This window comes from Leifsonia shinshuensis (assembly GCF_031456835.1).
GTDB classification, from domain to species: Bacteria; Actinomycetota; Actinomycetes; order Actinomycetales; family Microbacteriaceae; genus Leifsonia; species Leifsonia shinshuensis_C.
This window is the reverse complement of record NZ_JAVDVK010000001.1, coordinates 3,005,728-3,028,336: the sequence shown is the minus strand read 5'-3', so window position 1 is coordinate 3,028,336 and position 22,609 is coordinate 3,005,728. Positions and strand designations below refer to the sequence as shown.

Below are 22,609 nucleotides of genomic sequence, written 5' to 3'. Positions count from 1 at the left end.
GTTCGGAACGTCTAAGCCGGGTCGACCGGGCGCAATCGTTCCGAACGACCGCAGTCAGCCGCGCCGCGCGGCGGCCGCGGTCAGCAGGCGTCGAACCAGGAGTTGCTGTTCAGCACCGCGTCGCCGCCCACGGCGACCAGGCGCGTGACGCCCGTGTCCTGCATGGCGGAGAGGGCGCTGACCGGGGCGCACCACCCCGTGGCGAGCAGCAGCGGTCCGGGATGCGCGACCGCCAGCACCGCCGCCGTCAGGGCGTCCGGGAAGTTGAGACCGCTCGCCATGTAGGTGACGCCGGTGTGCGGGAGGGTGCGCGCCAGCTCGGCCGCCGTCGAGAAGCGGTCCGACCCCGCGACGCGGTCCGCCGGGACGCCGAGGGTGGAGGCGAGGCCGTCGGTGACCACGTCCGAACCGCCGACCACGGTGGCGTGCGTCGTGCCCCATCGGCGGAGCGCATCCTTCGTCGCCGTATCGGCGGCACCGAGCCAGCCGTTCACGAGCAGCACCGGCCGACCGGTCTGCGCGGCGGCGGCGGCAGCGGCCAGGGCGTCGGGGAACGCGTTGCCCGTCACCACGTAGACGTCGGGCGCGCTCGTGCCGAAGGCGTCGTCGATGATGGCGCGCGACACCTCGAAGCGGTCGGCGCCGCCGATCCGGCGGACATCCGGCGAGAACGGCAGCGCGCGGATCGCGGCGACCACGTCATCCGTGATCGCCTGGACGCCGCCCACCACGATCACCTGCTGCGGGTGGAGGCGGACCAGCTCGGCCGCCACGTTCGGGTCGAGTGCGCCGGGGCGCGTGAGGAGGAGCGTGCCGTGCTTCTTCGCTGCGGCGGCGCCGGCCGAGAGCGCATCCGGGAACGTCACGCCGGAGGCGACGTAGGCGACCGGCACGCCGGCCGCAGAATCGGGGAACGCGCTCTGGGAGACCGCCACCGACGTGGCGAAGCGGTCCGAGGAGGCGACGCGGGACCAGCCGCCGGAGAGCGGGAGGTCGATGCCGACCGGATCCGTCTGCTGCTCGATGGTCACGCTCGGCAGTCGCGTGGTCACGACGGCACGGAGGTCGCGGCCGACATCGGCCACCGTCGACGTGTACGTCGCCGAGGTCGCGCCCGGCATCGGAAACGGATAGCCTCCGGGGCTGCCGCCGCCGAGCCCGTTCCAGCTGGTCCAGCTGTACGTGTCGGTGCCGCCGCTCGGAGCAGCGAGCGACGCGGTCAGTGCCGACCCGGCGGTGGCGAAACCACTGGTCACGGGGCCGGTGATCGTCGCCAGCGGCGGACGGGTGGCGGGCACCGCGACGTTGAAGCAGGTGAAGACGGCGGTGTACGGCTGCGCGTTGATGTTGTACAGGCGGGCGCAGACGTTGACGAGACCCGTGCCGGGAAGGTAGCCGGAGCGGAAGTCGAAGCCCTGATTCGGCCCGGCGGTCGGGTAGACGCGCGGGACGTCCGGCCGCGGATACGCGAAATCGTGGTTCTCGGCGTACCCGATGCTCACCCGGGCGCCACCGGGAGCAGCCGCTGTGAACTCGATGCCGGCCGTCGTGAGGCCGTTCGCCCCACGGTCGTTGAGGTCCGCGGCCCACCCGGTGAGATGCAGCATCGGCCGGGAATCGGTGCCGACGTACGACACCCTCACCGTGTCGATGGACCCGGCCGGCGCGAGCGGAAACACCTGCCAGGCGGCGGCGGGCGCCGCGGGCAGCAGAGCTGCGGCGAGGACGGCGAGCGCGCCGGCGACGGCGACGAGACGGACCTTCATCGAGAGACTCCCCCAACGACGTGTCATGGGTGGCCCTGCGTGCACCGTGCACGCTCCGACCCGTCGCTGGAGTGAGCCTAGCGGCACACGGGCGCGAGCCACGAACGGCTCAGCCGAGATCGTCCGGGTCCTTGCCGGTGCGCTCGCCGGTCTCCAGCGCCGCGATGGCCGCGAGGTCCTCGGCGTCGAGCACGAAGCCGAACACGTCGAGGTTCGAGCGGATGCGCTCCGGCGAGGTCGACTTCGGGATGACGACGTTGCCCAGCTGCAGCTGCCAGCGGATGACGACCTGCGCGGGCGTCACGCCGTGCTTGTCCGCCAGCCGGTCGAGCGTCGGATCGCCCAGGATCCGCCCGCGAGCGAGCGGCGACCACGCCTCCGTCACGATGCCGTGCGCGGCGTCGTAGGCCCGCACTTCCTCCTGCGGCAGCCACGGGTGCAGCTCGACCTGGTTCACGGCCGGGACCGTGGCCGTCTCCCGGGCCAGCCGGTCGAGGTGGTGCGTGTGGAAGTTGGCCACGCCGATGGACCGCGCGCGGCCCTCGTCGCGCACCCGCTCCAGCGCGCGCCAGGTCTCGACGTAGCGGTCGCTCTTCGGTGCCGGCCAGTGGATGAGGAACAGGTCGATCGTGTCGAAGCCCAGAAGCTCCAGGCTCCGGTCGAACGAGCGCAGCGTCGAGTCGTAGCCGTTGTCCGTCCACCACACCTTGCTGGTGACGAAGACATCCGACCGGTCGAGGCCGCTGCGGCGGATGCCCTCGCCCACCCCGCGCTCGTTCTCGTAGAAGGCCGCCGTGTCGATGTGGCGGTAGCCCGCATCCAGCGCCGCCACCACCGCATCCGCCGTCTCGGAGTCCGGGATCTTGTAGACACCGAAGCCCAGCTGGGGGATCGCGTTGCCGTCGTTGAGAGTCAGCTGCGGGATGGTCGGCATGGGTTCATTCTGCCGCTCCCCGCGCGTACAGGTGAGGAGAGGAAAGGAGAACGACACATGGCATTGGACGACAAGACCATCGCGTTCCTGGTGGGCCCGGAGGGCATCGAGCAGGCCGAGCTGGTGCAGCCGTGGACAGCGGTCAGCGACGCCGGCGGCACGCCGAAGCTGATCTCGAAGGAGCAGGGCACGGTGCAGGCCTTCAACCACCTGACCCCGGCCGACACGTTCCCGGTGGATGTGACCCTCGACGCCGCGAGCGCCGACGACTACGACGCCCTGGTGCTCCCGGGCGGCGTCGCGAACGGCGACCAGGTCCGGACTTTCCCTGAGGCGGTGTCGCTGGTCAAGGCGTTCGCCGACGCCGGCAAGCCGATCGCGGTGATCTGCCACGGCGGCTGGGTGCTCATCGAGGCCGGAGTGGTCGACGGACGTACGCTGACCAGCTGGCCGAGCCTCCAGACCGACTACCGCAACGCGGGCGCCACCTGGGTGGACCAGGAGGTCGTGGTGGACGACGGACCGTTCACGCTGGTCTCGTCGCGCAAGCCCGACGACCTCGAGGCGTTCGACCGCGAGATCCTGAAGGCCTTCGAGTAAGAAGCCGTGAGTGTTCCCTGGCAATGGCCTCCATGGCGGTTGCCTCCCTCCACGGGATGCGGGAACGTAGTGCACTCCTGGACCATCGAACGGAAGGAGAGCTCATGCTCACCCTCACGGAGAACGCCAGCACGATCGTCAAGACGCTGACCGAGCAGTCCCCCGAGGAGACCGCCGGGCTGCGGATCAGCAGCAGCAACCCCGATAACACCGCCTTCGCGGCGGCCGTCACCCCGGAGCCGGAGGCTTCGGATCAGGTGGTCGAGTCGGGCGGCGCCCGCATCTTCCTCGAGACGCAGGCCGCCGAGGTGCTCGACGACAAGGTGCTCGACGCGCAGGTCGACGACCAGGGAGCCGTCAGCTTCGCGATCGGCGCGACCGCCTAGTCCGCCGCTCACGAGAAGGCCCGGAGCCGTTCGGCTCCGGGCCTTCGTCGTTCGCGGGGCGGACCGGCGTCAGGCGACGTCCGTCCGCTCCGCCGGCGCCGGGTCGGCGGCGCCGGTCTCGGTGGCGGTCTGGCCTGCGGTCGCTCCGCCGTCCACATCCGCGCCGGGTGCGTCTTCGGCCGGGGGCACCAACTCCTCGGCCACGATGGGATGCGGCGCGGTGCGGTCGTCCGGCAGCCCCCACAGGGGCTCCCCCTCGCCGGCGTCCAGCAGGAATTCGGCCGCCGACGTCCAGAACGGCACGATCTTCATCGGCGGGATCTCCTCCTCGCCGGGGAAATGCGCCGCGAAGTGCACCTCCGGGTCGCCGTTGATCGGCTCCGAGGCGGCGATCAGCCCGTAGTAGTTCTCGTCGTCGACCACGCGCCAGCGTCCGGTCCGGCCGTGCTCCGGCTCCAGCCGCACGGTGTACCCGCCGTACTTGAAGTCGGGGCCCGGGGGCAGGGAGGCGCGTTCGTCCTTCGTCATGCTTCCGTTCTACGGCCGGAACACGACGGCGGCAACTCGTTCACTTGCCTAGCGAATCGGTGTAAGGCCACGGCAGGGCCCACGTGTCAACTCCTCGACTCCCCCGAATGGGTGGCATGGACTGGGCGCGACGAAAGGAGCCCACATGCTGGCAATGACCTATCGCGGCCCGTACAAGATCCGGGTCGAGGAGAAGGACCGACCGAGGATCGAGCATCCCGGCGATGCGATCGTCCGGGTGACCCTGGCCGCGATCTGCGGCTCCGACCTGCACCTCTACCACGGCATGATGCCGGACACACGGATCGGGCACACGTTCGGCCACGAGTTCATCGGCGTCGTCGACGAGGTCGGACCGGACGTGCAGAACCTGAAGGTGGGCGACCGCGTGATGGTCCCGTTCAACATCTTCTGCGGCAGCTGCTACTTCTGCGTGCGCGGGCTGTACTCGAACTGCCACAACGTGAATCCCAACGCGACCGCGGTCGGCGGCATCTACGGGTACTCGCACACGACGGGCGGCTACGACGGCGGCCAGGCCGAGTACGTGCGGGTGCCGCTGGCGGATGTCGGGCCGACCGTCATCCCCGACTGGATGTCGGACGAGGACGCCGTGCTCCTCACCGACGCGCTGCCGACCGGCTACTTCGGCGCGCAGCTGGGCGAGATCGAGGAGGGCGACACCGTCGTGGTGTTCGGGGCCGGCCCGGTCGGCCTGTTCGCCGCCAAGTCGTCCTGGCTGATGGGCGCCGGGCGCGTGATCGTGATCGACCACCTCGACTACCGGTTGGAGAAGGCGCGGTCGTTCGCCCACGCCGAGACGTACAACTTCGTCGAGGAGGGCGACATCGTCCGGATGCTCAAGCACACGACCGACGGCCTCGGGGCGGACGTCGTCATCGACGCGGTCGGGGCCGAGGCCGACGGGGCGGTGCTGCAGCACGTCACCTCCTCCAAGCTGAAGCTGCAGGGCGGCTCGCCGGTCGCGCTGAACTGGGCGATCGACTCGGTGCGCAAGGGCGGCACCATCTCCGTGATGGGCGCCTACGGACCGCTGTTCAGCGCGGTCAAGTTCGGCGACGCGATGAACAAGGGGCTGCGCATCAACACCAACCAGTGCCCGGTGAAGCGGCAGTGGCCGCGCCTGTTCGAGCATGTGCGCAACGGCTACCTGACGCCGAGTGACATCGTGACCCACCGCATCCCGCTGGAGCACATCCAGGACGGGTACCACCTGTTCTCGTCGAAGCTCGACGGCATCATCAAGCCGCTCGTGGTGCCGAGCGCCGCGTAGGACGACCACCGCCGAAGTAAGGAGACCGACATGCCGTACGTGGCGAGTGACCACACAAAGAAGTACGACCCCGAGGCGCTGCGCCAGAGGATCCCCGGCTGGGGCGTCGACAGCGACCCGGCCGACCGCCCATCGCACCCGCGCGAGCGCCTCGAACCGCCGGAGGCGACGGGCGCCCACTGGACCATGCCCGTCCAGCAGGAGCCGACGAGGGGCCGCGAGCGCTCGGTGGAGCACGAGCGGCTGACACCGGTGTTCGGCACGGCACAGCCACTGCACGGGCTGTCCGGCGCCATCCGCCGATTCGCCTACGACCGCTACAGCGAGGGCCAGACGGCGCACTGGCTGGTGCTCGTCGCCGGCGACCGGGTGGATGCGATCACCGAGCACCTGAGGTCGTTCGCGTCACGCCGCCCGGACGACCCGATCACCGAGTCGGGCGTGCTCGGCGAGGTGGGCCACCATCCGATCTCGTCCCGGTTCGGGGTGCAGCGCGCCGACCTCAGGCACACCTGGCTCGACCCGATCATCGTGGTGGGACCGTGGGTGCTCGCCGGAGTGTTCGCGGTGCGGACGGTCGCGAAGCTCGTGGGACGCCGCTGAGCCGGCCGGCTCGTGGATGCGGTGGGGCCGCGCTCTGACCGGGTGGAATCCCCCGGTCAGAGCGTCGCCGTGAGCACTCCGCCGTCGGCCCGGACAGCGGCGCCGTTGGTCGCCGACGCGAGCGGGCTCGCCAGGTAGGCGACCAGCGAGGCGATCTCATCCGGGTCGATGAAGCGCTCGAGCAGCGTGGTGCGGTTCTGACCGATGATCGCGGCCTTCACCGCGTCGACGGGGGCCGACTGGGATGCAGCGATCGCCTCGACCGTGTCGGCGACGCCGTCCGAGTAGGTCGGGCCGCCGAGGACGGTGTTGACCGTGACGGCGGTGCCGCGCGTCCGCTTGGCCAGGCCGTTGCTGAGCGCGATCATCGCGGCCTTGGTGACGCCGTAGTGGACCATGTCGGCCGGGACGTTGACGCCGGACTCGCTGCTGATGAACAGCACGCGGCCCCACCCCCGCTCGATCATGCCGGGAAGAGCGAGGCGCGACAGGCGCACGCCGCTCATCAGGTTGACCTCGAGGTAGCGCGCCCACTCCGCGTCGTCGATGGTCTCGAACTCCGCGAGCCCGAACATCCCGACGTTGTTGACGAGGATGTCGATCTCACCGAGTGCGTCCGAGTCCAGGAGCGCGCCCATGCGGGCCGGGTCGGCGAAGTCGACGACCACGCCCGAATGCTCGACCCCCGGGTGCGCGGTCCGCAGCCGCGTCACGGCCGCCTCCAGAGTCTCCGGATGCCTCCCGCTCAGGATGACCCGTGCGCCCTCCGCGGCGAGCCGATCCGCTACGGCGAATCCGATGCCCCGTGTCGATCCACTGACGAATGCGCTTCTGCCCGCGAGCTGGAGGTCCATGCTCGATCCTTCCTGCGGCATCTCGTGCCGGGTCGATGACTTGCTTAGGCAAGTGACACTACCTCTGCTGACTTGCTTGAGCAAGTCCGTTAGACTCCGGTCATGACCGCAGCACTCCCCCCGTCCGGTCTCGATCCCGATCAGCTCGAAGCCTGGGCGGCGATCGCCACACTCCTCGAGCGGCTGCCGGCAGCGCTCGACGCACAACTGCAGCGCGACAGCGGTCTCACCCACTACGAGCACGGCCTGCTCTTCGCGCTAGACACGGCGCCCGACCGCACGCTGAGGATGAGCACGCTCGCCGGATACGCCAGCAGCACCCTGTCGCGCCTCTCGCGTGCGATCTCCCGATTCGAGAAGAACGGCTGGGCGCACCGGCAGACCGACCCGGCGGACGGCCGATTCACGCTCGCGATCCTCACCGACGCCGGGCACGAGCTGGTGGGCCGGTCCACGCCGGCGCACCACGCGCTCGTTCAGGAACTGGTCTTCGACCGGCTCACCCGGGCCCAGGTCGCGCAGCTCCGGCAGATCAGCGCACGGATCAACGCCGGGATCGGCCCGGCGCCGACGTGGGTGCCCCCGAAAGCCGACGGCTGACCGGCCGGGCGTCGCGGGAATCCGTACATAGCAGCGCGGGATGAACCACGCGTTCTAGTCGCACATCCGTGCGCAACCGTCAATCGACTGCCGACCCCGGAGCGGCCGTCATTGGATGGTCTGCAGTGCACGGGCGGCCTCAACCCCGCTCGGCCGCCCGTGCACCATTCCGCTGTCGCCGCGGCTCGCGTTACGGCGCCGCCAGCTCCTCGGCCACGTCGGACCGGCTCTGCTGCTGCTCCTCGCGGTCCTGCTCGGCTTCGGCGTCGCCGCCGCGGAACTGCGTCATGTACAGGTCGTAGTACGCGCCGCGCCGGGCGAGCAGGGTGGCGTGGTCGCCCTGCTCGACGATGCGGCCGCTCTCCATGACCAGGATGGTGTGCGCATCCCGAATGGTGGACAACCGGTGCGCGATCACGAACGACGTGCGGTCCGTGCGCAGAGCCGCCATCGCGTGCTGCACCAGCAGCTCGGTGCGGGTGTCCACGGAGGAGGTGGCCTCGTCGAGGATGAGCAGCGACGGGTTCGCGATGAACGCCCGGGCGATGGTGATCAGCTGCCGCTCGCCGGCCGAGACGTTGCCGCCCTCGGCGTCGATCACGGTGTCGTACCCGTCGGGCAGCTGGCGCACGAAGCGGTCGACCATGGTGGCCTTGGCCGCCGCGATCACCTCGTCGTCGGTGGCGTCGAGACGTCCGTAGCGGATGTTCTCGCGGATCGTGCCCGAGAACAGCCAGGCGTCCTGCAGCACCATCCCGACCTGGCCGCGGAGTTCGGCCCGCGACAGGTGCGTGGTCTCGATGCCGTCGAGGCGGATGGCTCCGCCGTTCAGCTCGTAGAACCGCATGATCAGGTTGACCAGCGTCGTCTTGCCCGCACCGGTCGGGCCGACGATCGCGACCGTGCTGCCCGGCTGGACACTGAGCGACAGGTCGGTGATGAGCGGCGTCTCCGGCTCGTAGGAGAAGTCGACGTGGTCGAGCTCGACCCGGCCGTCGGCCCGCTCCGGCAGGTGCTCGGTGGCCGTGTCGGGCGTCTGCTCCTCGGAGTCGAGGAACTCGAACGTCCGCTCCGCCGACGCGACACCGGACTGCAGCATGTTCGCCATGCCGGCGATCTGGCCGATCGGCTGCGAGAACTCCCGCGAGTACTGGATGAACGCCGTCGCGTCGCCGATGGTCAGCTGACCGGCCGCGACCTTCAGTCCGCCGACCACCGCGATCAGCACGTAGGAGAGGTACGACACGAAGTTCATCGCCGGCATGATGCTGCCGGAGACGAACTGCGCGCCGACCTGCGCCTTGTGCAGGGTGGCGTTGCGGGAGTCGAACTCGGCGAGCATGACCTCGTCGCGGCCGAACGCGCGCACCAGGTCGAGCCCCGAGTACGACTCCTCGATGTGCCCGTTGAGCGCGCCGGTCGAGGCCCACTGCGTGGTGAACAGCTTCTGCGAGCGCGACCCGATCACTCCGGCGATGACACCGGAGAGCGGGATGGAGATCAGCGCGATCAGCGCGAGCTGCCACGACACGATGAACATCATGATCCCGATGCCGATCACCATCAGCACGGACTGGATGAGCTGCGAGAACGCCTGCTGCAGAGCCGTCTGGATGTTGTCGACGTCGTTGGTCACGCGCGACATCAGGTCACCGCGCTGCCGGGTGTCGAAGTAGCTGAGCGGCAGCCGGTTGAGCTTCGCCTCGACGTCCTTGCGGAGACCGTAGACGACCCGCATCACCAGGGCGTTGAGCAGGTAGCCCTGCCACCACTGCAGCAGCGACGCGACGAGGTACATCGTCAGCACGATCAGCAGCAGGCGCCCGAGCTCGGTGAAGTCGATCCCCTCGCCGGTGGTGACGCCGGAGGCGGCCACGACGTCCGCGAGCTGGTTCTGGCCCGAGGCGCGCAACTGCTCGATGACCTGGTCGACCGGCACCCCCGGAGGGAGCTGCGAGGCGATGACGCCCCGGAAGATCACGTTGGTCGCATCACCGAGGATCTTGGGCGCGATGACGACGAGCACGACCGACACGACCGTGAGGAGGGTGACCCACGCCATCCCGAGCCACTCGGGCTTCAGCAGGCTCATGAGCCGCTTGAAGGACGGCCAGAAGTTCTTCGCCTTCTTGGCCGGCGCGCCGCCGAACATGTCGCCGTCGGCCTCGGTGGGCGTGAAGTCGTACTCCTCCTCCAGCTCGTCGAGGACGATGTCCTTCGCGGTCGGCGTCTGCCCGTCCTCCGGGCGGCCGCCGCGCTTCTTGCGTTCCGTGGTGCGCGCCATCTCAGGCCACCTCCAGGCTCAGCTGCGACTCGACGATCTCGCGGTACGTCTCGTTCGTCTCGATCAGTTCGTCGTGGGTGCCCTGGCCGACGACCTGTCCGTCGTCCATGACGATGATCGTGTCGGCCTCGCGGATGGTGGACACCCGCTGCGCGACGACGATCACCGCGGCATCACCGGTGGCGTCGTCGAGCGCTCGTCTCAACCGGGCGTCCGTCGCGACGTCGAGCGCCGAGAACGAGTCGTCGAAGAGGAACACCTGCGGCCGCGCCACCAGCGCACGCGCGATGCACAACCGCTGGCGCTGGCCGCCCGAGACGTTGGTGCCGCCCTGGGCGATGCGCTCGTCGAGGCCGTGCTCCTTGGCGCGGACGAAGTCCTCCGCCTGAGCGATCCGCAGCGCCTCCCACAGCTCGTCGTCCGTCGCGTCGGGACGCCCGAAACGGAGGTTGCTCGCGATCGTCCCCGTGAAGAGGTAGGGACGCTGCGGCACGAGCCCGAGCACGCCGGCGATCTGCGCGCGGCTCAGCCCATCGACCTCGACGCCGCCGATGCGGACGTGGCCCTTCTGCGGCGTGAAGAGGTTGGCGATGACCGACACGAGCGTGCTCTTGCCGGACCCGGTCGATCCGACGATCGCGGTCACACGGCCGGCCTCGGCGGTGAACGACACGTCGTTGAGCACGGGCTTCTCGGCCCCCGGGTAGCCGAACGTCACGCGGTCGACCTCGACCCGTCCGTCGCGCGGGGCTCCGGCCGCCGCTCCGCCCTCGGCGGAGCTGCTCGGCACCGCGCCCAGCACCTCCTCGATGCGCTCCGCGCAGACCATGGCGCGCGGGATCATCATCGCCATGAAGACGCCCATCATGACGGCGACGAGGATCTGCAGCAGGTACTGCAGGAACGCCGTGAGCGCCCCGATCTGGATGTCGCCGGCATCCACCCGGTGCCCGCCGAACCACAGCACGGCGACCGTCGCCGCGTTGAGGATGAGCATGATGACCGGGAACATCAGCACGAACACGTTGCCGACCTTCACCGAGATCCGGGTGAGCGCGGCGTTGGCGTCGTCGTAGCGGTCCGTCTCGAACTTCTCGCGCACGAACGCGCGGATGACGCGGATGCCGACGATCTGCTCGCGGATCACGCCGTTCACGCCGTCGATCCGCTCCTGCATGACGCGGAACATCGGCAGCAGCACCGCCACGAGGATCCCGACCACGACGAAGAGCACGGCGACAGACACCCAGATCAGCCACGACAGCCCGGCGTCGACGCGCACCGCGAAGATGATGCCGGCGATGCACATGATCGGCGTCGACACCATGAAGTTGAAGGTCATGAGCAGCAGCATCTGCACCTGCTGCACGTCGTTCGTGTTGCGGGTGATCAGTGTCGGGGTGCCCCAGCGCGCGAGATCGAGCGAGGGGAGCGCATCCACTTTGCGGTAGAAGGAGCGGCGGATGTCCTGGCCGGCGGACATCGAGGCGCGGGCCCCGAAGTAGGTGGCGGCGACGGCGGCGATCACCTGCACGAAGCAGACGACCAGCATCATGCCGCCGGTGCGCCAGATGAAGTCGGTGTCGCCCTTCACCACGCCCTTGTCGATGATGTCGGCGTTGAGGGTAGGCAGGTAGAGGGCGGCCATGGTCGCGATCAGTTGGAGGACCACGACCGCGGTCACCGCGCGCCAGTACGGGCGCACGAAGCGAAGCGATAGGCGAAGCAGAGTCACAGTTGTTCCCGGGTGTGCTGTGTGATGGATATGACCGCCGGTGATGCGGCATGACCGACGCTAGCGGGGATTGAGGACGCGGAGTGGCCTCAATCCGAAAAGCGGTCAGACGGCGGTGTAGTGGAGATGCAGGACGCCGTTGTCGTAGGCGTCGTGGTGGCGCAGCCGCAACTGCGCGGGCGTGCTGCCGTCGGGGAAGAGGCGTGCGCCCGTGCCCCGGACGAGCGGATAGACGAAGAGGTGGAGGGACCCGAGCAGCCCGTCGGCGAGCAGCGAGCGGACGAGCGACCCCGAGCCGCTGACGTACACGCCGCCGCTGAAGGAGTCGGCGAACTCGCGGATGCGCGCGGGATCGTAGGCGCCCAGCGACCGCGAGTTGCGCCACGTGCCCTCTGCGGTCTCGTCGTCGAGCGACGAGCTGACCACGGCCTTCGGGCTGTCGTTGAAGAACGGCGCCCCCGGGTCGTCGGCCGCGGTGCGCTGCGACCACACCGGGGCGAACATCTCGAAGGTGCGGCGGCCGAGCAGGATGGCGTCGGAGGCGCGGGTGAGGCGTCCGATGTCGTCGCCCATCTCCGGATCGAACCCGAACTCGGCGGTCCAGCTCGGATCCTCGAACACACCGTCCAGCGAGACGAACTCGTGCACAGCGATGCCACCCATAAGATTCCCCCTTGTCGCGGACCAGCATAGAGGCTGGCGTGCCGTCGTGGAACGGCCTGGCGGGATCCGCTGTCAACCCCTGCACCGCCGTCGGCGCCGCGCGTAGACACGGAGCAGAACGATGGGAGGCCCCGTGACCCGCACCATTGCCGTGACGCCCGACCGGCGGCGGGCAGCGCCGCGCCTGACCCCCGAGGTGGTGCCCGGCGTGCACCGCCTCGAGCACGCCTTCACCAACTGCTACCTGCTCGCCGACGGCGACATGTGGACGCTCGTGGATGCGGCGTTCCCGCACACGTGGGGGCCGCTGATCCGCTCGGCCCACGAGCTGGGCCTCCGGATGCGCGACCTGCAGGGCATCGTGCTCACGCACGGCCACTTCGACCATGTCGGATTCGCGAAGCGCGCGATCGAGGAGCTCGGAGTGCCGGTGTTCGTGCACGCCGGCGACAGACGGCTGGCCGCCCACCCGTACCGGTACCGGCGCGAGCACACGCCGTTCGTCTACCCGCTCGTCTACCCGCGATCGCTGGGCCCGGTCGCCGGCATGATCCGGGCCGGCGCCCTGAAGGTGAAAGGCGTCGAGGAGGTCTCCGAGCTGCCCGGCGAGGGCGTCCTCGACCTTCCCGGGCGCCCGGAGGTCGTCTTCACGCCGGGGCATACCTTCGGCCACTGCGCACTGCTGCTGCCGGATCGGGAGACGCTGCTGAGCGGGGACGCGATCGTCACGCTCGATCCGTACAAGGGCATCCCGGGCGCGCAGATCATCGCGGGCGCGGCCACCGCCGACTCGGCGCAGGCGCTGCGATCGCTCGACGCGATCCGCGCGACGGGAGCGCGCGTGCTGCTGCCGGGCCACGGGGAGCCGTGGCTCGACGGGGTCGACGCCGCGGTGGCGTCGGCCCGGGCGATCGGGCGCAGCTGACGCGCGGCCGGGCCCCCGGTCAGGCCGCCGGTCCGAGGACCTCCAAGAGCCCGCCCTCGCGGACCGCCGCGAGCGAGAGCACCTTGTAGCCTGCCGCGTCGAAGAACACCGTGAGCCGATCGCGCTCGGTGTGCATCACGACGCCGGCGCCCCAGGTCTCGTGCGAGACGCGCGCGGCGAGCGGGAACGGGTCCTCGCCGGCCGCGTCATGCTCCTCCGCCCAGCGGTAGGCGCTGCCGGATGCGCAGGTGTCGCAGTTCCCGCACGGCTCGGGCAGCTCCTCGCCGAAGTACCCGAGGAGGAACTGCCGGCGGCACATTCCCGTCTCGGCATACTCCTGCATCAGCTGCGACCGGGAGTGCTCGATCCGCTGCCGCGCCTCCGACTCCTCGACCGCGCGGGAGGCCGCCTCCCCCGGTCTGACGTCCTCCGCCGTCAGTTCGTCGTCGTTCCCGCCCAGCACCCGCGCGTCGCGCAGCAGCCCCAGCAGACGGCCGAGCGAGCGGACACTGATCCCGGTCCGTTTGGCCAGGTCGGAGCGCGAGAGCCCCGGCTCCTTCTTCACCGCGGCGAACACCCGGGCGAGCTCGTCCGCATCCGGGCCGCCGCCGGAGAAGAACTTCGTCAGCGCGAAGTCCTCCGGCCGGTAGTGCAGGGTCACGACGGCCGGTTCGCCGTCGCGGCCGGCCCGTCCGGCCTCCTGGTAGTAGCTGTCGAGAGAGTCCGTCACCGAGGCGTGGACGACGAAGCGGACGTCGTGCTTGTCGATGCCCATGCCGAAGGCGCTGGTCGCGGTGACCACCCGGGCCCGGTCGTCCATGAACCGCTCGTAGACGTCGTCGCGCTCCGCCCGCTTGAGCCCCGCGTGGTAGGCGGCGGCCGCGACCCCATCGCCCTCCAGCTGCTCGGCGTACAGCTCCGCGTCCTTCCGCGTGGCGGTGTAGACGAGTCCCGACCCGTCCAGCTCGCGGACGTGCTCCACGACCGCCGTGCGCTTCTCCGAGTCCTCCTCGTAGCGGCGGACCTCCAGCCGGAGGTTCGGCCGGTCGAAGCCGGTGGCGAAGAGCCGCGGACGCCGCATCCCGAGCCGTTCCGCGATCTCGGCGCGCACCGGCGGGGCTCCCGTCGCCGTCATGGCGACGACCGGCGGATGGCCGAGCTCGTCGATGACACCGCCGAGCAGGAGGTAGTCGGGGCGGAAGTCATGACCCCACGACGAGACGCAGTGCGCCTCGTCCACGGCGAACAGCGACACCGGCAGCGCGGCCAGCCGCTCGCGCACCTCCGGGTTGGCCAGCTGCTCGGGCGCCAGGAAGGCGAACCCGGGTTCACCGGACTCCAGCGCCTCCCAGTCCCGCTCGCGCTCCCGCTGTCCGGCGGAGGAGTTGATGGCGAACGCACGCGGCACATCCGTCGCCTCGCCGAGGGACCGCACCTGGTCCTCCTGGAGCGAGATCAACGGCGAGACGACGATCGTGACGCCGCCCAGGACCGTGCCGGTCACCTGGTACAGGGACGACTTGCCGTACCCGGTCGGCATCACGGCGAGCACATCGCCGCCGGCGAGCAGCACCTCCATCGCCTCGGCGAGCCGGGGCCGCAGCGGGTCCCAGCCGAACGAATCGCGGGCGACGTCCTGGATGCGCGACATGAGGTCACCGTAGCCGGTCGAGCCGGGCGTGATCTGACGGGTCCGTTGCGTCATCGGGTGTAGGCGCGCTCCTGATCCTGCTCGTCGGCGACCCGCACACCGTGCCGGTAGGCGAGCTCGCCGCCGAGGAAGCCGGACACGCCGACGACGAGGATGCCGATCAGCGCCAGCACGAACCCGGCGACGCTCGGGCTGCTCGGGTCGCCCGCACGGACGATCGCGCTGATGACGAAGAGCACGACCGCCGTCGAGTTGAAGGCGAGGTGCCAGAGCGCCGTGCGCCGGACCCTGGTGCCGGCGGGCAGTTGCGAGAAGTCGAGCAGCCCGAAGACCGCGGCGACGACCGCGCCGATGATGCCGATGACCACGAGCCAGAGCGCTCCGGTCGCGAGCGCCTCCGGGGCGGCGCCGAGCAGCGCGGCGATGTCGAAGACCACCGCAGCGGTCCATGCCCCGATCGGAATGGTGACGACGGTCGCGTGGAACGGGTGCCCGTACGGCCCCGCGATGACGGAACGTGGACGCTTGGCGCGCCGGAATCCGGTGCCCGTGTCGGTGTCGTGGGTGGACATGGGTGCTCCTCTCGAGAGATGCGGCCATGATCGGACGATGCGGCGCGGAGCGGCAGACCCTTCCCCGCCGGGCACCGGGCGCGTATGGTCCCCGACGCATCCCCGTCGCGCGCGCCCGTCTCCCGCACTGCGAGCTGTCAAGGCCTGCCCCAGAACCTCCGCGCCGCCTACGGTGACCGGCATGAGCGCATCCCCTGTCGTCGTCATCACCGGAGCATCCAGCGGGCTCGGGAGGGCCACCGCCCTCGCCTTCGCGCGGCGCCACGCCCGCCTCGTCCTGGTGGCACGCGGCGCTGCCGGGCTCGAAGACGTGGTCGCCGAAGCCCGGGCGCACGGTGCGCGGGATGCCGTCGCCGTCGGGGGCGACACCACGGATCCGGCGACGGGCGACCGCGCAGCGGACACGGCCATCGCGCGCTACGGACGGCTCCACCTGTGGGTGAACGCCGCAGCGGTCAGCTCCTACGCCCGGTTCTGGGAGCAGCCGGCCGCCGAGTTCGAGCGGGTGCTCGACGTCGACATCCGCGGGTACGCCAACGGCGTGCGCAGCGCGTTGGGGGTGATGAGGTCGCAGCGCTCGGGTGTCATCGTCAACGTCGCGTCCATCCTGGGCGAGGTGCCCCAGCCGTACAGCGCCGCCTACTCGATGTCGAAGGCGGCGGTGATCGCCTTCGGGCGCAGTCTGCGCTCCGAGCTGGCCCTCGCGAAGTCGCCGGTGCACGTCGTCACGGTGCTCCCGCCGGCGCTCGACACCCCGATCTTCCAGCACGCCGGCAACCGCTCGGGCCGTGAGGTCCGGGCGCTCCCGCCGGTGTACCCGCCGAGCCGCGCGGTCGACGAGATCCTCGCCGCCTGGAAGCACCCCGCCCGTGGCGAGCGCACCGTCACGGCCGCCGGGCGCACCCTGGTCCGTCAGCACACGAAGCGGCCTGCGACCGTGGAGGCGGCCATCGCGCGCCAGACGGAGCTCGGGCAGTTCCGCTCGAAGCCGTCCGGGCCGACGACCGGCAACCTGTTCTCCCCCTCCGGCGAGCCGCTGAGCGTCAGCGGTGGATGGGGCGGCCGCCGGGCGCAGACCCGCCGGCTCCTGACTGGTGCGGCCCTGATCGCCGGAGCGGTCGCCGTCGTCCGCGCGGTGCGGACGCAGCGGGACTGAGCGCCGCCGCGTCCGCCCGTCCGGTCACCCCGGAACGCGCCGACGGCCTACTGGACGGACCAGCCGCCATCACTCGGCAGCACGGCGCCGTTGATGTTCACGCCGTCGTCGCTCAGCAGGAACGTGATGGATGCGGCCAGCTGCTCCGCGGTCGCGATCGTCGGGATCTGCTGCTGGAACGGCGTCAGGCGCGCCGTGCCCGCCTCCGAGGGATGCGCCGGCATGGGGATGCCCGTCGCCACCCCGCCCGGAGCCACCGCGTTCACCCGGATGCCCTGCGGTCCGTACATGAACGCCGTGCTGCGGGTGAGCCCGACGACCCCGTGCTTCGAGACCGTGTACGCGGTGCCCGAGGCGTTGCCGCGGAGCCCTGCCTCGGAGGCCACGTTGACGATGGATCCGGCGCCCGCGGCCAGCATCGCCGGCAGCACCGCGCGGGTCAGCTTGAACCCGCCGGTCAGGTTGATGCCGATGGTGCGGTCCCACACCGCATCCGAGGTCTCGTGGGCCGGCGAGAAGTCGTCGTTCACGCCGGCGATGTTCGCGAGCGCGTCGATCCGCTCGCCTGCGGCGGCCACGATGGCGTCGATGTCCTCCTGGCGTGTGATGTCGCCGACAACAGTCTCGACGGAGCCGTCCGGAAGGGACGCGGCGAGGTCCGACAGCCGCTCCGCGGTGATGTCCACCGCGATCACGCGACCGCCCTCCCGAGCGATCCGGGAGGCGGTGGCCCGGCCGATCCCGGACGCCGCCCCGGTCACGATCACCGTGCGACCGTCGAAGCGGCCGGGCGTGACCTTCTCGACCCATCCGGTCTCGACATCCTCCGGCATGACGCCGTCGTTGGCCTGAAGCACCAGTCCGTCGACGACGGACTGCGGGAGCTGGCCCTGGCTCATGGCCACGAGCTGCTGGAGCGGGAGGCCGCGCACCGGCGCGAGCATCTCCTCGTTCACGCCGGACTGGGCCAGCAGCCCCTGGATCAGTGGCGCGCCCTTCGGGTGGGCCAGCCACTCTCCGATGGTGCTGTGCGCGGTGAGCGGTTTCGGGTCGGTCATCGTCGTCCTCCTCGTTCGGGATGCTCGGGTGTGTCGAGCGTGGAATCGATTATGACACCGAGTGCCACATAGCACGCTGGGAGAACGTCGTAGCGGATCCGTGACCTCTGGGGGCTTGCCCGGCGGCTCAGGAGGCGTATCCGTGGGTTACATCGATCCGCTGCGCGAAGGAGGCGACCATGGAGACGGTTCTCGCCGTGCTCGAGCGCGAAGACACCGCGTTCGAGATCGAGTTCGAACGCACCAGCGAGCCGCCGTTCGAGCTGCGCCTCCCGTCGCACATCGGCGGGGCTGCGGTGATCGACGTGTTCGACCTGTGCGACTCCACCCTCTGGCCGGAGCTGATCCGCTACCGCTTCACGGAGTGCGTGCCCGTCGTCATCGGATCGCCCGACGACTTCTGAGCCCGCGGGAGCGGACTCGATCGCTGCATACCGCCGTCCGCGGGCCGCTGGCTATGCTGTGCGCCATGAGCACCAAGAGCAGGCAGGGACCGCATCAGGAGGAGACGCTCCAGCTCGGCGAGAAGCGCGGGCTGTGGGGCGCGTTCGCCGGCCTGATCACCGCGGTGCTCATCGCCTACCCGTTGTCCGCGTGCATCGCCTTCGCGACGCATCCCGCCACCCAGAAGCTGTTCGGGGGACGGCTGGAGTCGGCGTCGGCCGGCGGGTTCGCCGCCTTCTGGTGGGTGCTCGCGCTCGGCTGCCTGGCGCTGCCGTTCATCGTCGGTTTCGGGATCGCCCGGCTGTCGGCGCGCGCGGTGATCGTCATCGCCACGATCGTCGTGCTGTTCCTGATCGCGGTCATCGTGCTGGGTCAGATGTTCGCGTTCTAGGCGCGCTGCCTCACCTGGTCGTCGGGCCGCCCGGGCGCCGACGCGTCAGGCCGTCGTGAGCACGACCTTGGCGCCGGCGGGAGCCGCCTCTGCCGCACGGTGCGCCTCCCAGATGTCCGCGAGCGGCTGGACCAGCGGCTCGGCGACGCGCAGCGACCCGTCTGCCGCGTCCGCCAGCAGGCGAGCGAGGGTGCGCCGGTAGGCGTTGCGCCGGGTCGCCACGTACAGGGGCGCGCTGCACACGCGCTCCCGCCGGTCGCGGGCCGCGGCCGCCGCGCCCCGCAGGGCGTCGGAGCGCTCGTGCCCGGCACGCCCGGCGAAGCCCGTGCGGACCAGCACGCCGTCGGCGGCCAGCACGTCGCGGTCCCGTTCCGTCCCCGTGTGGTCGATGACCGCATCCACCGCCCCTCCCGCCGCCTGCCGGACGAGCGCGGGCCAGTCGCGGTCGGTGTGGTCGACGACGTGCGCGCCGAGCGCACGGACCCGGTCCGCCGTCCGGGCGGACGCGGTGCCGACCACGGTCGCGCCGGTGCGCAGGGCCAGCTGCGCGGCGAGCGCTCCCACCGCGCCGGACGCGCCCTGCACCAGGACGCTGCGGGCCGGGCCCGCGAGCTCCAGCGCGTGCGCCGCGGTGATCGCGTCGAGCGGCAGCACGGCCGCCGTCGCCGGGTCGAGCCCGGGCGGCACCGCGACCAGCAGCGTCGGCGCGAGCGTGAGGAACGTGGCGTGCGCGCCCATCAGCGGCAGGACGCCGGCGACCACCGCACCCGAGCGGAGACCCAGGGCGAGCGACACGGCCGACTCCGTGAGGAGCTCGCCGACGAAGTCGTAGCCGGTCACAAATCCGGGGACGGGATGCAGGATGTAGCCGCCGCGCCGGGCGAGCAGATCCGTCGCCCCGAGGGACGCATGCGTCACCCGGACGACGACCTCGTTGCCGCGGGGCGGACGGATCGGCGCGCGGGCCAGCACCATCGCGGAGGCGTCGCCGAACCGGGACACGCGGGCCACGAGGCGCGACGGTCCCGTGTCCCCCGCGCGGATCATCGCGTGGTCAGCCGGCGCGGCGCTGCAGCAGCGCCGCGCGCTCGGGGTGCTTGTCGAACCAGTCGCCGACGTACGAGCACATCGGCACGATGTGCAGCGTCCCGTTCTTCTCGATGTCGTCGACCGCCCACTCCACCAGCTGGCCGGCGTACCCCTTGCCGCGCTGGTTCGGCGCCGTGTACGCCCGCGTCAGCGAGATGGCGTCGCCCAGGATGCGGTAGTCGAGCACCGCAGCCAGCTCGCCGTCGACGTGCATCGCGTAGCGGCTCTCATCCGTCTGGTCGCTGAACTCCGTGGTCATGGGCCCATCGTACGTCCGCCGTCGCGCGGGGGAAGCGGGGTAGGGTGAAACCGTGGGATCCCGACCCGCACCCGAGGGTTCCCGCGCGTTCCGCGACCGAGGTCACAGCAGCCCAGGCCGCCGGCGGCACCCGCCGTCCGTGCGACTCGAGAACCCTGGAGTCCACCCGTGACGTTCGACACCCCGTCGCCCTCCCTCGCGCCCGCGTACCAGGCCCTGCTCGAGCAGGTGCCGATCGGCGAGCACTCCGTGATCGAGGCCGAGACAGTGGCCTACGAGCACGAGGGACTGGCGCTGGAGGGCTACCTGGCCCGGGATGCGCAGGCCGACGAGCGCAAGCCCGCCGTGCTGGTGCTGCACGACTGGTTCGGCGTCGCAGACAACGTCCGCATGCGCGCGCAGATGCTGGCCCGGCGCGGATACGTGGCCTTCGCCGCGGACCTCTTCGGCGCGGACGTGCGGCCGGCGACCGGCTACGACGCCTCCGCCGAGGCCGGGAAGTACTACCGCGACCTCCCGCTGCTCCGCTCGCGCGTGGCGGCCGGCTTCAGCTGGCTGCGGCAGCATCCCGCCGTCGACCCGGCCCGTCTCGCGGTCATCGGCTACTGCTTCGGCGGGACGGCGGCGCTCGAGTTCGCCCGCACCGGCGCACCGGCGCGCGGCGTCGTCTCGTTCCACGGCGGGCTGATCGCCCACGACCCGTCCGACGCCGGCCAGATCGCCGCCTCCCTCCTGGTGCTGACCGGCGGCTCGGACCCGGTCGTGCCGGACGAGGCCGTCGTCGCCTTCAAGGAGGAGCTGCGGGGTGCGCCGCACGTGGACTGGCAGGTGACCACCTACTCCGGCGCCCCGCACGCCTTCACCATCCCGGGCCGCGACAACTACCGGCCGCTCGCCGACGCGCGCAGCTGGCGCGAACTGGTGTGCTTCCTGGACGAGGTGTTCCGGTGAGAGGGGCGGTGCGCTGATGGAGCATCCCCTGCTGTTCGAGCCGGGCGACCCGTTGGTGGAGCGGGTGCGTGCGCTGTGCCTGCGGCTCCCGGAGGCCGTGGAGACGCTGAACCACGGGCGCCCGTCGTGGAAGGCGGGCACATCCGGGCGCGCCTTCGCCGTGCTCGGGGCGACGATGGACCGCACGGACACGCTGGTCTTCAAGCCCGATCCGGCGGAGGCGCCGGCATGGCGTCAGGACCCGCGCGTGTTCGTCCCGAAGTACTGGGGCCCGAGCGGCTGGCTGGCGATCGAGCTGGACCGCGGGGCCGGCGACTGGTCGGAGACGTCCGAACTCATCGAGACGTCGTACCGCCAGGTCGCCCTCCGTCGCCAATTGGCGGTCTTGGATGGGGTCATGTAAGCTCTAATCCGGTCCGCGTGCGGATCATGCGCCACTAGCTCAACGGATAGAGCATCTGACTACGGATCAGAAGGTTGGGGGTTCGAATCCCTCGTGGCGCACTGTGCTGAAGCACAGAACACTGGTTGAGACAGTGAATGCCCCGCTCCTCGTCGAGCGGGGCTTTTTCGTGCGGTCGGTTCCTGTTGATCGTCGGAGAACGGGTCCCAAATCTCCGACACAGGGCTCTGCGGAGGGAGTTTCGCGGCGATCGGGCTCGGATCTCCGACGAACGGGCGCAAATCTCCGACGATCGGAGAAGGCAGCCGGGCCGGTGCCGGGGGGCGGTCAGCCGGCGGCGGGGGGCGCCGTGCTGGCGCGCACCACGAGGCGCGTGTGGAGCACGGAGGAGCGCACCGGCTCCGGGCGGTCCTCGATCTCGGCGATCAGCAGTTCGAGGGCGCGGCGGCCGATCGCCTCGAACTCCTGGTGAACGGTGGTGAGCGGCGGCCAGAACGAGTCCGACTCGGCCATGTCGTCGAAGCCGACGACGCTGACCTCCTCGGGCACCCGCCGTCCCGCCTCGTGCAGTGCGCGGAGCACGCCGAGCGCCATCTGGTCGTTCGCGGCGAATACCGCGGTGATCTCGGGACGCGCGGCGATCTCCTGGCCGTGGCGGTATCCCGAAGCCGTCGACCAGTCGCCGCGGAACACGTCGGGGATGGGTGCGCCCGCCGCCTCCAGCGTCCGCCGCCACGACTCCTCGCGGCGGGCGGCCGAGTACGACTCCGCCGGGCCCGAGATGTGCCACACCGTGCGGTGGCCGAGGGCGAGGAGGTGCTCCGTCGCCTGGCGGGCGCCCTCCGCCTGGTCGGTGTCGACCTGGGGGTAGTCCGGCCGCTCGGTCGAGTCGACGACAACCACCGAGAGGCCCGGCGGCAGCTCGACGTCGCCGCGGTCGACGATGTGCGCCTCCAGCACGACGATGATGCCGTCGACCGCCTGCTCGAGCAGCCGGCTGAAGGCGATGCTGACGTCCTTCTGGGTCGGATGCTCGACCGGCACGACCGTGATCGAGTAGCCCGCGGTGGCGGCCGAGACCGCGATCGCGTCGAGGGTGCGCATGTTGCCGTAGGAGGAGAGCGTGAACATGACGACGCCGATGTTCCTGAACTGCCCGGAGCGGAGCGCCCGCGCGGCGCGGTTGGGCCGGTAGCCGAGCGCCTGCATGGAGGCGAGCACGCGCTCCCGAGTGGACTCCTCGACGTTGGTGAGCCCGTTCGCGACCCGCGACACCGTCTGTGTCGACACCCCCGCGTGCAGCGCGACGTCGCCCAGCGACGGGCCGCGCTTACGGGATCCCGTGCGGGCGGACGGCGTATCGGCGAGCGACTCGGTCATGATCTCCATTTCGTTGCAACTCCGACCTTGCGGCATGTTGACGTCAACATGCTAGAGTAAGCGCCACGATGTTGACGTAAACA

General features: G+C 70.9%; 24 protein-coding genes and 1 tRNA gene. 12 read left to right on the top strand and 13 right to left on the bottom strand.

Annotation, left to right across the window (positions count from 1 at the left end; all coding sequences use genetic code 11):
• Window positions 1-80 precede the first annotated feature (80 nt).
• Window positions 81-1,766, bottom strand: coding sequence for a cell wall-binding repeat-containing protein (locus J2W45_RS14790; protein ID WP_310133282.1), 1,686 nt, complete (start codon window positions 1,764-1,766; stop codon window positions 81-83).
• Window positions 1,767-1,875: 109 nt separating this feature from the next.
• On the bottom strand, window positions 1,876-2,700 hold the full coding sequence (locus J2W45_RS14785; protein WP_310133280.1) for an aldo/keto reductase: 825 nt from the start codon (window positions 2,698-2,700) through the stop codon (window positions 1,876-1,878).
• A gap of 57 nt (window positions 2,701-2,757) precedes the next feature.
• Here J2W45_RS14785 and J2W45_RS14780 point away from each other — a divergent pair, with 57 nt between their 5' ends.
• Both J2W45_RS14780 and J2W45_RS14775 read left to right on the top strand, forming a co-directional pair.
• A complete protein-coding gene (locus tag J2W45_RS14780) occupies window positions 2,758-3,300 on the top strand; it encodes a type 1 glutamine amidotransferase domain-containing protein (RefSeq protein WP_310133277.1) in 543 nt (180 codons plus the stop codon).
• A 104-nt stretch (window positions 3,301-3,404) separates the two neighbouring features.
• On the top strand, window positions 3,405-3,686 hold the full coding sequence (locus J2W45_RS14775) for a Fe-S cluster assembly protein HesB (protein WP_310133275.1): 282 nt from the start codon (window positions 3,405-3,407) through the stop codon (window positions 3,684-3,686).
• Between the two features lie 69 nt (window positions 3,687-3,755).
• Here J2W45_RS14775 and J2W45_RS14770 read toward each other — a convergent pair whose 3' ends face one another.
• The gene (locus J2W45_RS14770) at window positions 3,756-4,214 is read right to left on the bottom strand and encodes a hypothetical protein (RefSeq protein ID WP_310133272.1); all 459 of its coding nucleotides are present in this window, start codon (window positions 4,212-4,214) and stop codon (window positions 3,756-3,758) included.
• 145 nt (window positions 4,215-4,359) lie between these two features.
• Here J2W45_RS14770 and J2W45_RS14765 point away from each other — a divergent pair, with 145 nt between their 5' ends.
• Both J2W45_RS14765 and J2W45_RS14760 read left to right on the top strand, forming a co-directional pair.
• The gene (locus J2W45_RS14765; protein ID WP_310133270.1) at window positions 4,360-5,508 is read left to right on the top strand and encodes a zinc-dependent alcohol dehydrogenase; all 1,149 of its coding nucleotides are present in this window, start codon (window positions 4,360-4,362) and stop codon (window positions 5,506-5,508) included.
• A 30-nt stretch (window positions 5,509-5,538) separates the two neighbouring features.
• Window positions 5,539-6,111 (top strand): hypothetical protein, encoded by a 573-nt coding sequence (locus J2W45_RS14760; RefSeq protein WP_310133267.1) that lies wholly within the window; start codon window positions 5,539-5,541, stop codon window positions 6,109-6,111.
• Between the two features lie 56 nt (window positions 6,112-6,167).
• Here J2W45_RS14760 and J2W45_RS14755 read toward each other — a convergent pair whose 3' ends face one another.
• On the bottom strand, window positions 6,168-6,965 hold the full coding sequence (locus tag J2W45_RS14755; RefSeq protein ID WP_310133265.1) for an SDR family NAD(P)-dependent oxidoreductase: 798 nt from the start codon (window positions 6,963-6,965) through the stop codon (window positions 6,168-6,170).
• A 102-nt stretch (window positions 6,966-7,067) separates the two neighbouring features.
• Here J2W45_RS14755 and J2W45_RS14750 point away from each other — a divergent pair, with 102 nt between their 5' ends.
• Window positions 7,068-7,565, top strand: coding sequence for a MarR family winged helix-turn-helix transcriptional regulator (locus J2W45_RS14750; protein WP_310133263.1), 498 nt, complete (start codon window positions 7,068-7,070; stop codon window positions 7,563-7,565).
• A gap of 190 nt (window positions 7,566-7,755) precedes the next feature.
• Here the strand turns inward: J2W45_RS14750 and J2W45_RS14745 are convergent, their stop codons facing one another.
• The 3 genes from J2W45_RS14745 to J2W45_RS14735 form a co-directional block, all read right to left on the bottom strand.
• The gene (locus J2W45_RS14745; protein WP_310133261.1) at window positions 7,756-9,849 is read right to left on the bottom strand and encodes an ABC transporter ATP-binding protein; all 2,094 of its coding nucleotides are present in this window, start codon (window positions 9,847-9,849) and stop codon (window positions 7,756-7,758) included.
• A gap of 1 nt (window position 9,850) precedes the next feature.
• Window positions 9,851-11,584 carry an ABC transporter ATP-binding protein gene (locus tag J2W45_RS14740; protein WP_310133259.1) on the bottom strand — a complete coding sequence of 578 codons (1,734 nt, stop codon included), beginning with the start codon at window positions 11,582-11,584 and terminating at the stop codon, window positions 9,851-9,853.
• A gap of 105 nt (window positions 11,585-11,689) precedes the next feature.
• A complete protein-coding gene (locus tag J2W45_RS14735; RefSeq protein ID WP_310133256.1) occupies window positions 11,690-12,247 on the bottom strand; it encodes a dihydrofolate reductase family protein in 558 nt (185 codons plus the stop codon).
• 133 nt (window positions 12,248-12,380) lie between these two features.
• On the opposite strand from J2W45_RS14735, the gene J2W45_RS14730 reads away from it, so the two are divergent.
• Entirely contained in the window at window positions 12,381-13,172 is a 792-nt protein-coding gene (locus J2W45_RS14730) for an MBL fold metallo-hydrolase (protein ID WP_310133253.1), read from the top strand.
• A 19-nt stretch (window positions 13,173-13,191) separates the two neighbouring features.
• Here the strand turns inward: J2W45_RS14730 and J2W45_RS14725 are convergent, their stop codons facing one another.
• Window positions 13,192-14,877, bottom strand: coding sequence for a RecQ family ATP-dependent DNA helicase (locus J2W45_RS14725; protein ID WP_310133251.1), 1,686 nt, complete (start codon window positions 14,875-14,877; stop codon window positions 13,192-13,194).
• Window positions 14,874-15,395, bottom strand: a complete 522-nt coding sequence (locus J2W45_RS14720; RefSeq protein WP_310133248.1) for a DUF2231 domain-containing protein — start codon at window positions 15,393-15,395, stop codon at window positions 14,874-14,876. The genes J2W45_RS14725 and J2W45_RS14720 overlap by 4 nt, the downstream gene beginning before the upstream one ends.
• A 181-nt stretch (window positions 15,396-15,576) precedes the next feature.
• On the opposite strand from J2W45_RS14720, the gene J2W45_RS14715 reads away from it, so the two are divergent.
• Window positions 15,577-16,551: an SDR family NAD(P)-dependent oxidoreductase gene (locus J2W45_RS14715; protein ID WP_310133245.1), complete on the top strand. Its 975-nt coding sequence runs from the start codon at window positions 15,577-15,579 to the stop codon at window positions 16,549-16,551.
• A gap of 47 nt (window positions 16,552-16,598) precedes the next feature.
• Here the strand turns inward: J2W45_RS14715 and J2W45_RS14710 are convergent, their stop codons facing one another.
• The gene (locus J2W45_RS14710) at window positions 16,599-17,609 is read right to left on the bottom strand and encodes an SDR family NAD(P)-dependent oxidoreductase (RefSeq protein ID WP_310133243.1); all 1,011 of its coding nucleotides are present in this window, start codon (window positions 17,607-17,609) and stop codon (window positions 16,599-16,601) included.
• 179 nt (window positions 17,610-17,788) lie between these two features.
• Here J2W45_RS14710 and J2W45_RS14705 point away from each other — a divergent pair, with 179 nt between their 5' ends.
• Window positions 17,789-18,013: a hypothetical protein gene (locus J2W45_RS14705; RefSeq protein ID WP_310133241.1), complete on the top strand. Its 225-nt coding sequence runs from the start codon at window positions 17,789-17,791 to the stop codon at window positions 18,011-18,013.
• Between the two features lie 65 nt (window positions 18,014-18,078).
• Window positions 18,079-18,444, top strand: coding sequence for a hypothetical protein (locus J2W45_RS14700; protein ID WP_310133239.1), 366 nt, complete (start codon window positions 18,079-18,081; stop codon window positions 18,442-18,444).
• A gap of 45 nt (window positions 18,445-18,489) precedes the next feature.
• On the opposite strand, the gene J2W45_RS14695 is transcribed toward J2W45_RS14700, so the two are convergent.
• Window positions 18,490-19,455: a zinc-binding dehydrogenase gene (locus J2W45_RS14695; protein ID WP_310133238.1), complete on the bottom strand. Its 966-nt coding sequence runs from the start codon at window positions 19,453-19,455 to the stop codon at window positions 18,490-18,492.
• 43 nt (window positions 19,456-19,498) lie between these two features.
• Window positions 19,499-19,792, bottom strand: a complete 294-nt coding sequence (locus tag J2W45_RS14690) for a GNAT family N-acetyltransferase (protein WP_310133237.1) — start codon at window positions 19,790-19,792, stop codon at window positions 19,499-19,501.
• Window positions 19,793-19,960: 168 nt separating this feature from the next.
• Between J2W45_RS14690 and J2W45_RS14685 the strand changes: the two genes are divergently transcribed.
• The 3 genes from J2W45_RS14685 to J2W45_RS14675 all read left to right on the top strand — a co-directional run bounded on the left by J2W45_RS14685 (window position 19,961) and on the right by J2W45_RS14675 (window position 21,247).
• Complete coding sequence (locus tag J2W45_RS14685; RefSeq protein ID WP_310133235.1) at window positions 19,961-20,743, top strand: dienelactone hydrolase family protein; 783 nt, start codon at window positions 19,961-19,963, stop codon at window positions 20,741-20,743.
• A 16-nt stretch (window positions 20,744-20,759) separates the two neighbouring features.
• On the top strand, window positions 20,760-21,146 hold the full coding sequence (locus J2W45_RS14680; protein ID WP_310133234.1) for an MmcQ/YjbR family DNA-binding protein: 387 nt from the start codon (window positions 20,760-20,762) through the stop codon (window positions 21,144-21,146).
• Between the two features lie 28 nt (window positions 21,147-21,174).
• Window positions 21,175-21,247 (top strand) — tRNA-Arg (locus tag J2W45_RS14675).
• A gap of 226 nt (window positions 21,248-21,473) precedes the next feature.
• Here the strand turns inward: J2W45_RS14675 and J2W45_RS14670 are convergent.
• Window positions 21,474-22,526: a LacI family DNA-binding transcriptional regulator gene (locus J2W45_RS14670; protein ID WP_310133231.1), complete on the bottom strand. Its 1,053-nt coding sequence runs from the start codon at window positions 22,524-22,526 to the stop codon at window positions 21,474-21,476.
• Window positions 22,527-22,609: the final 83 nt, after the last annotated feature.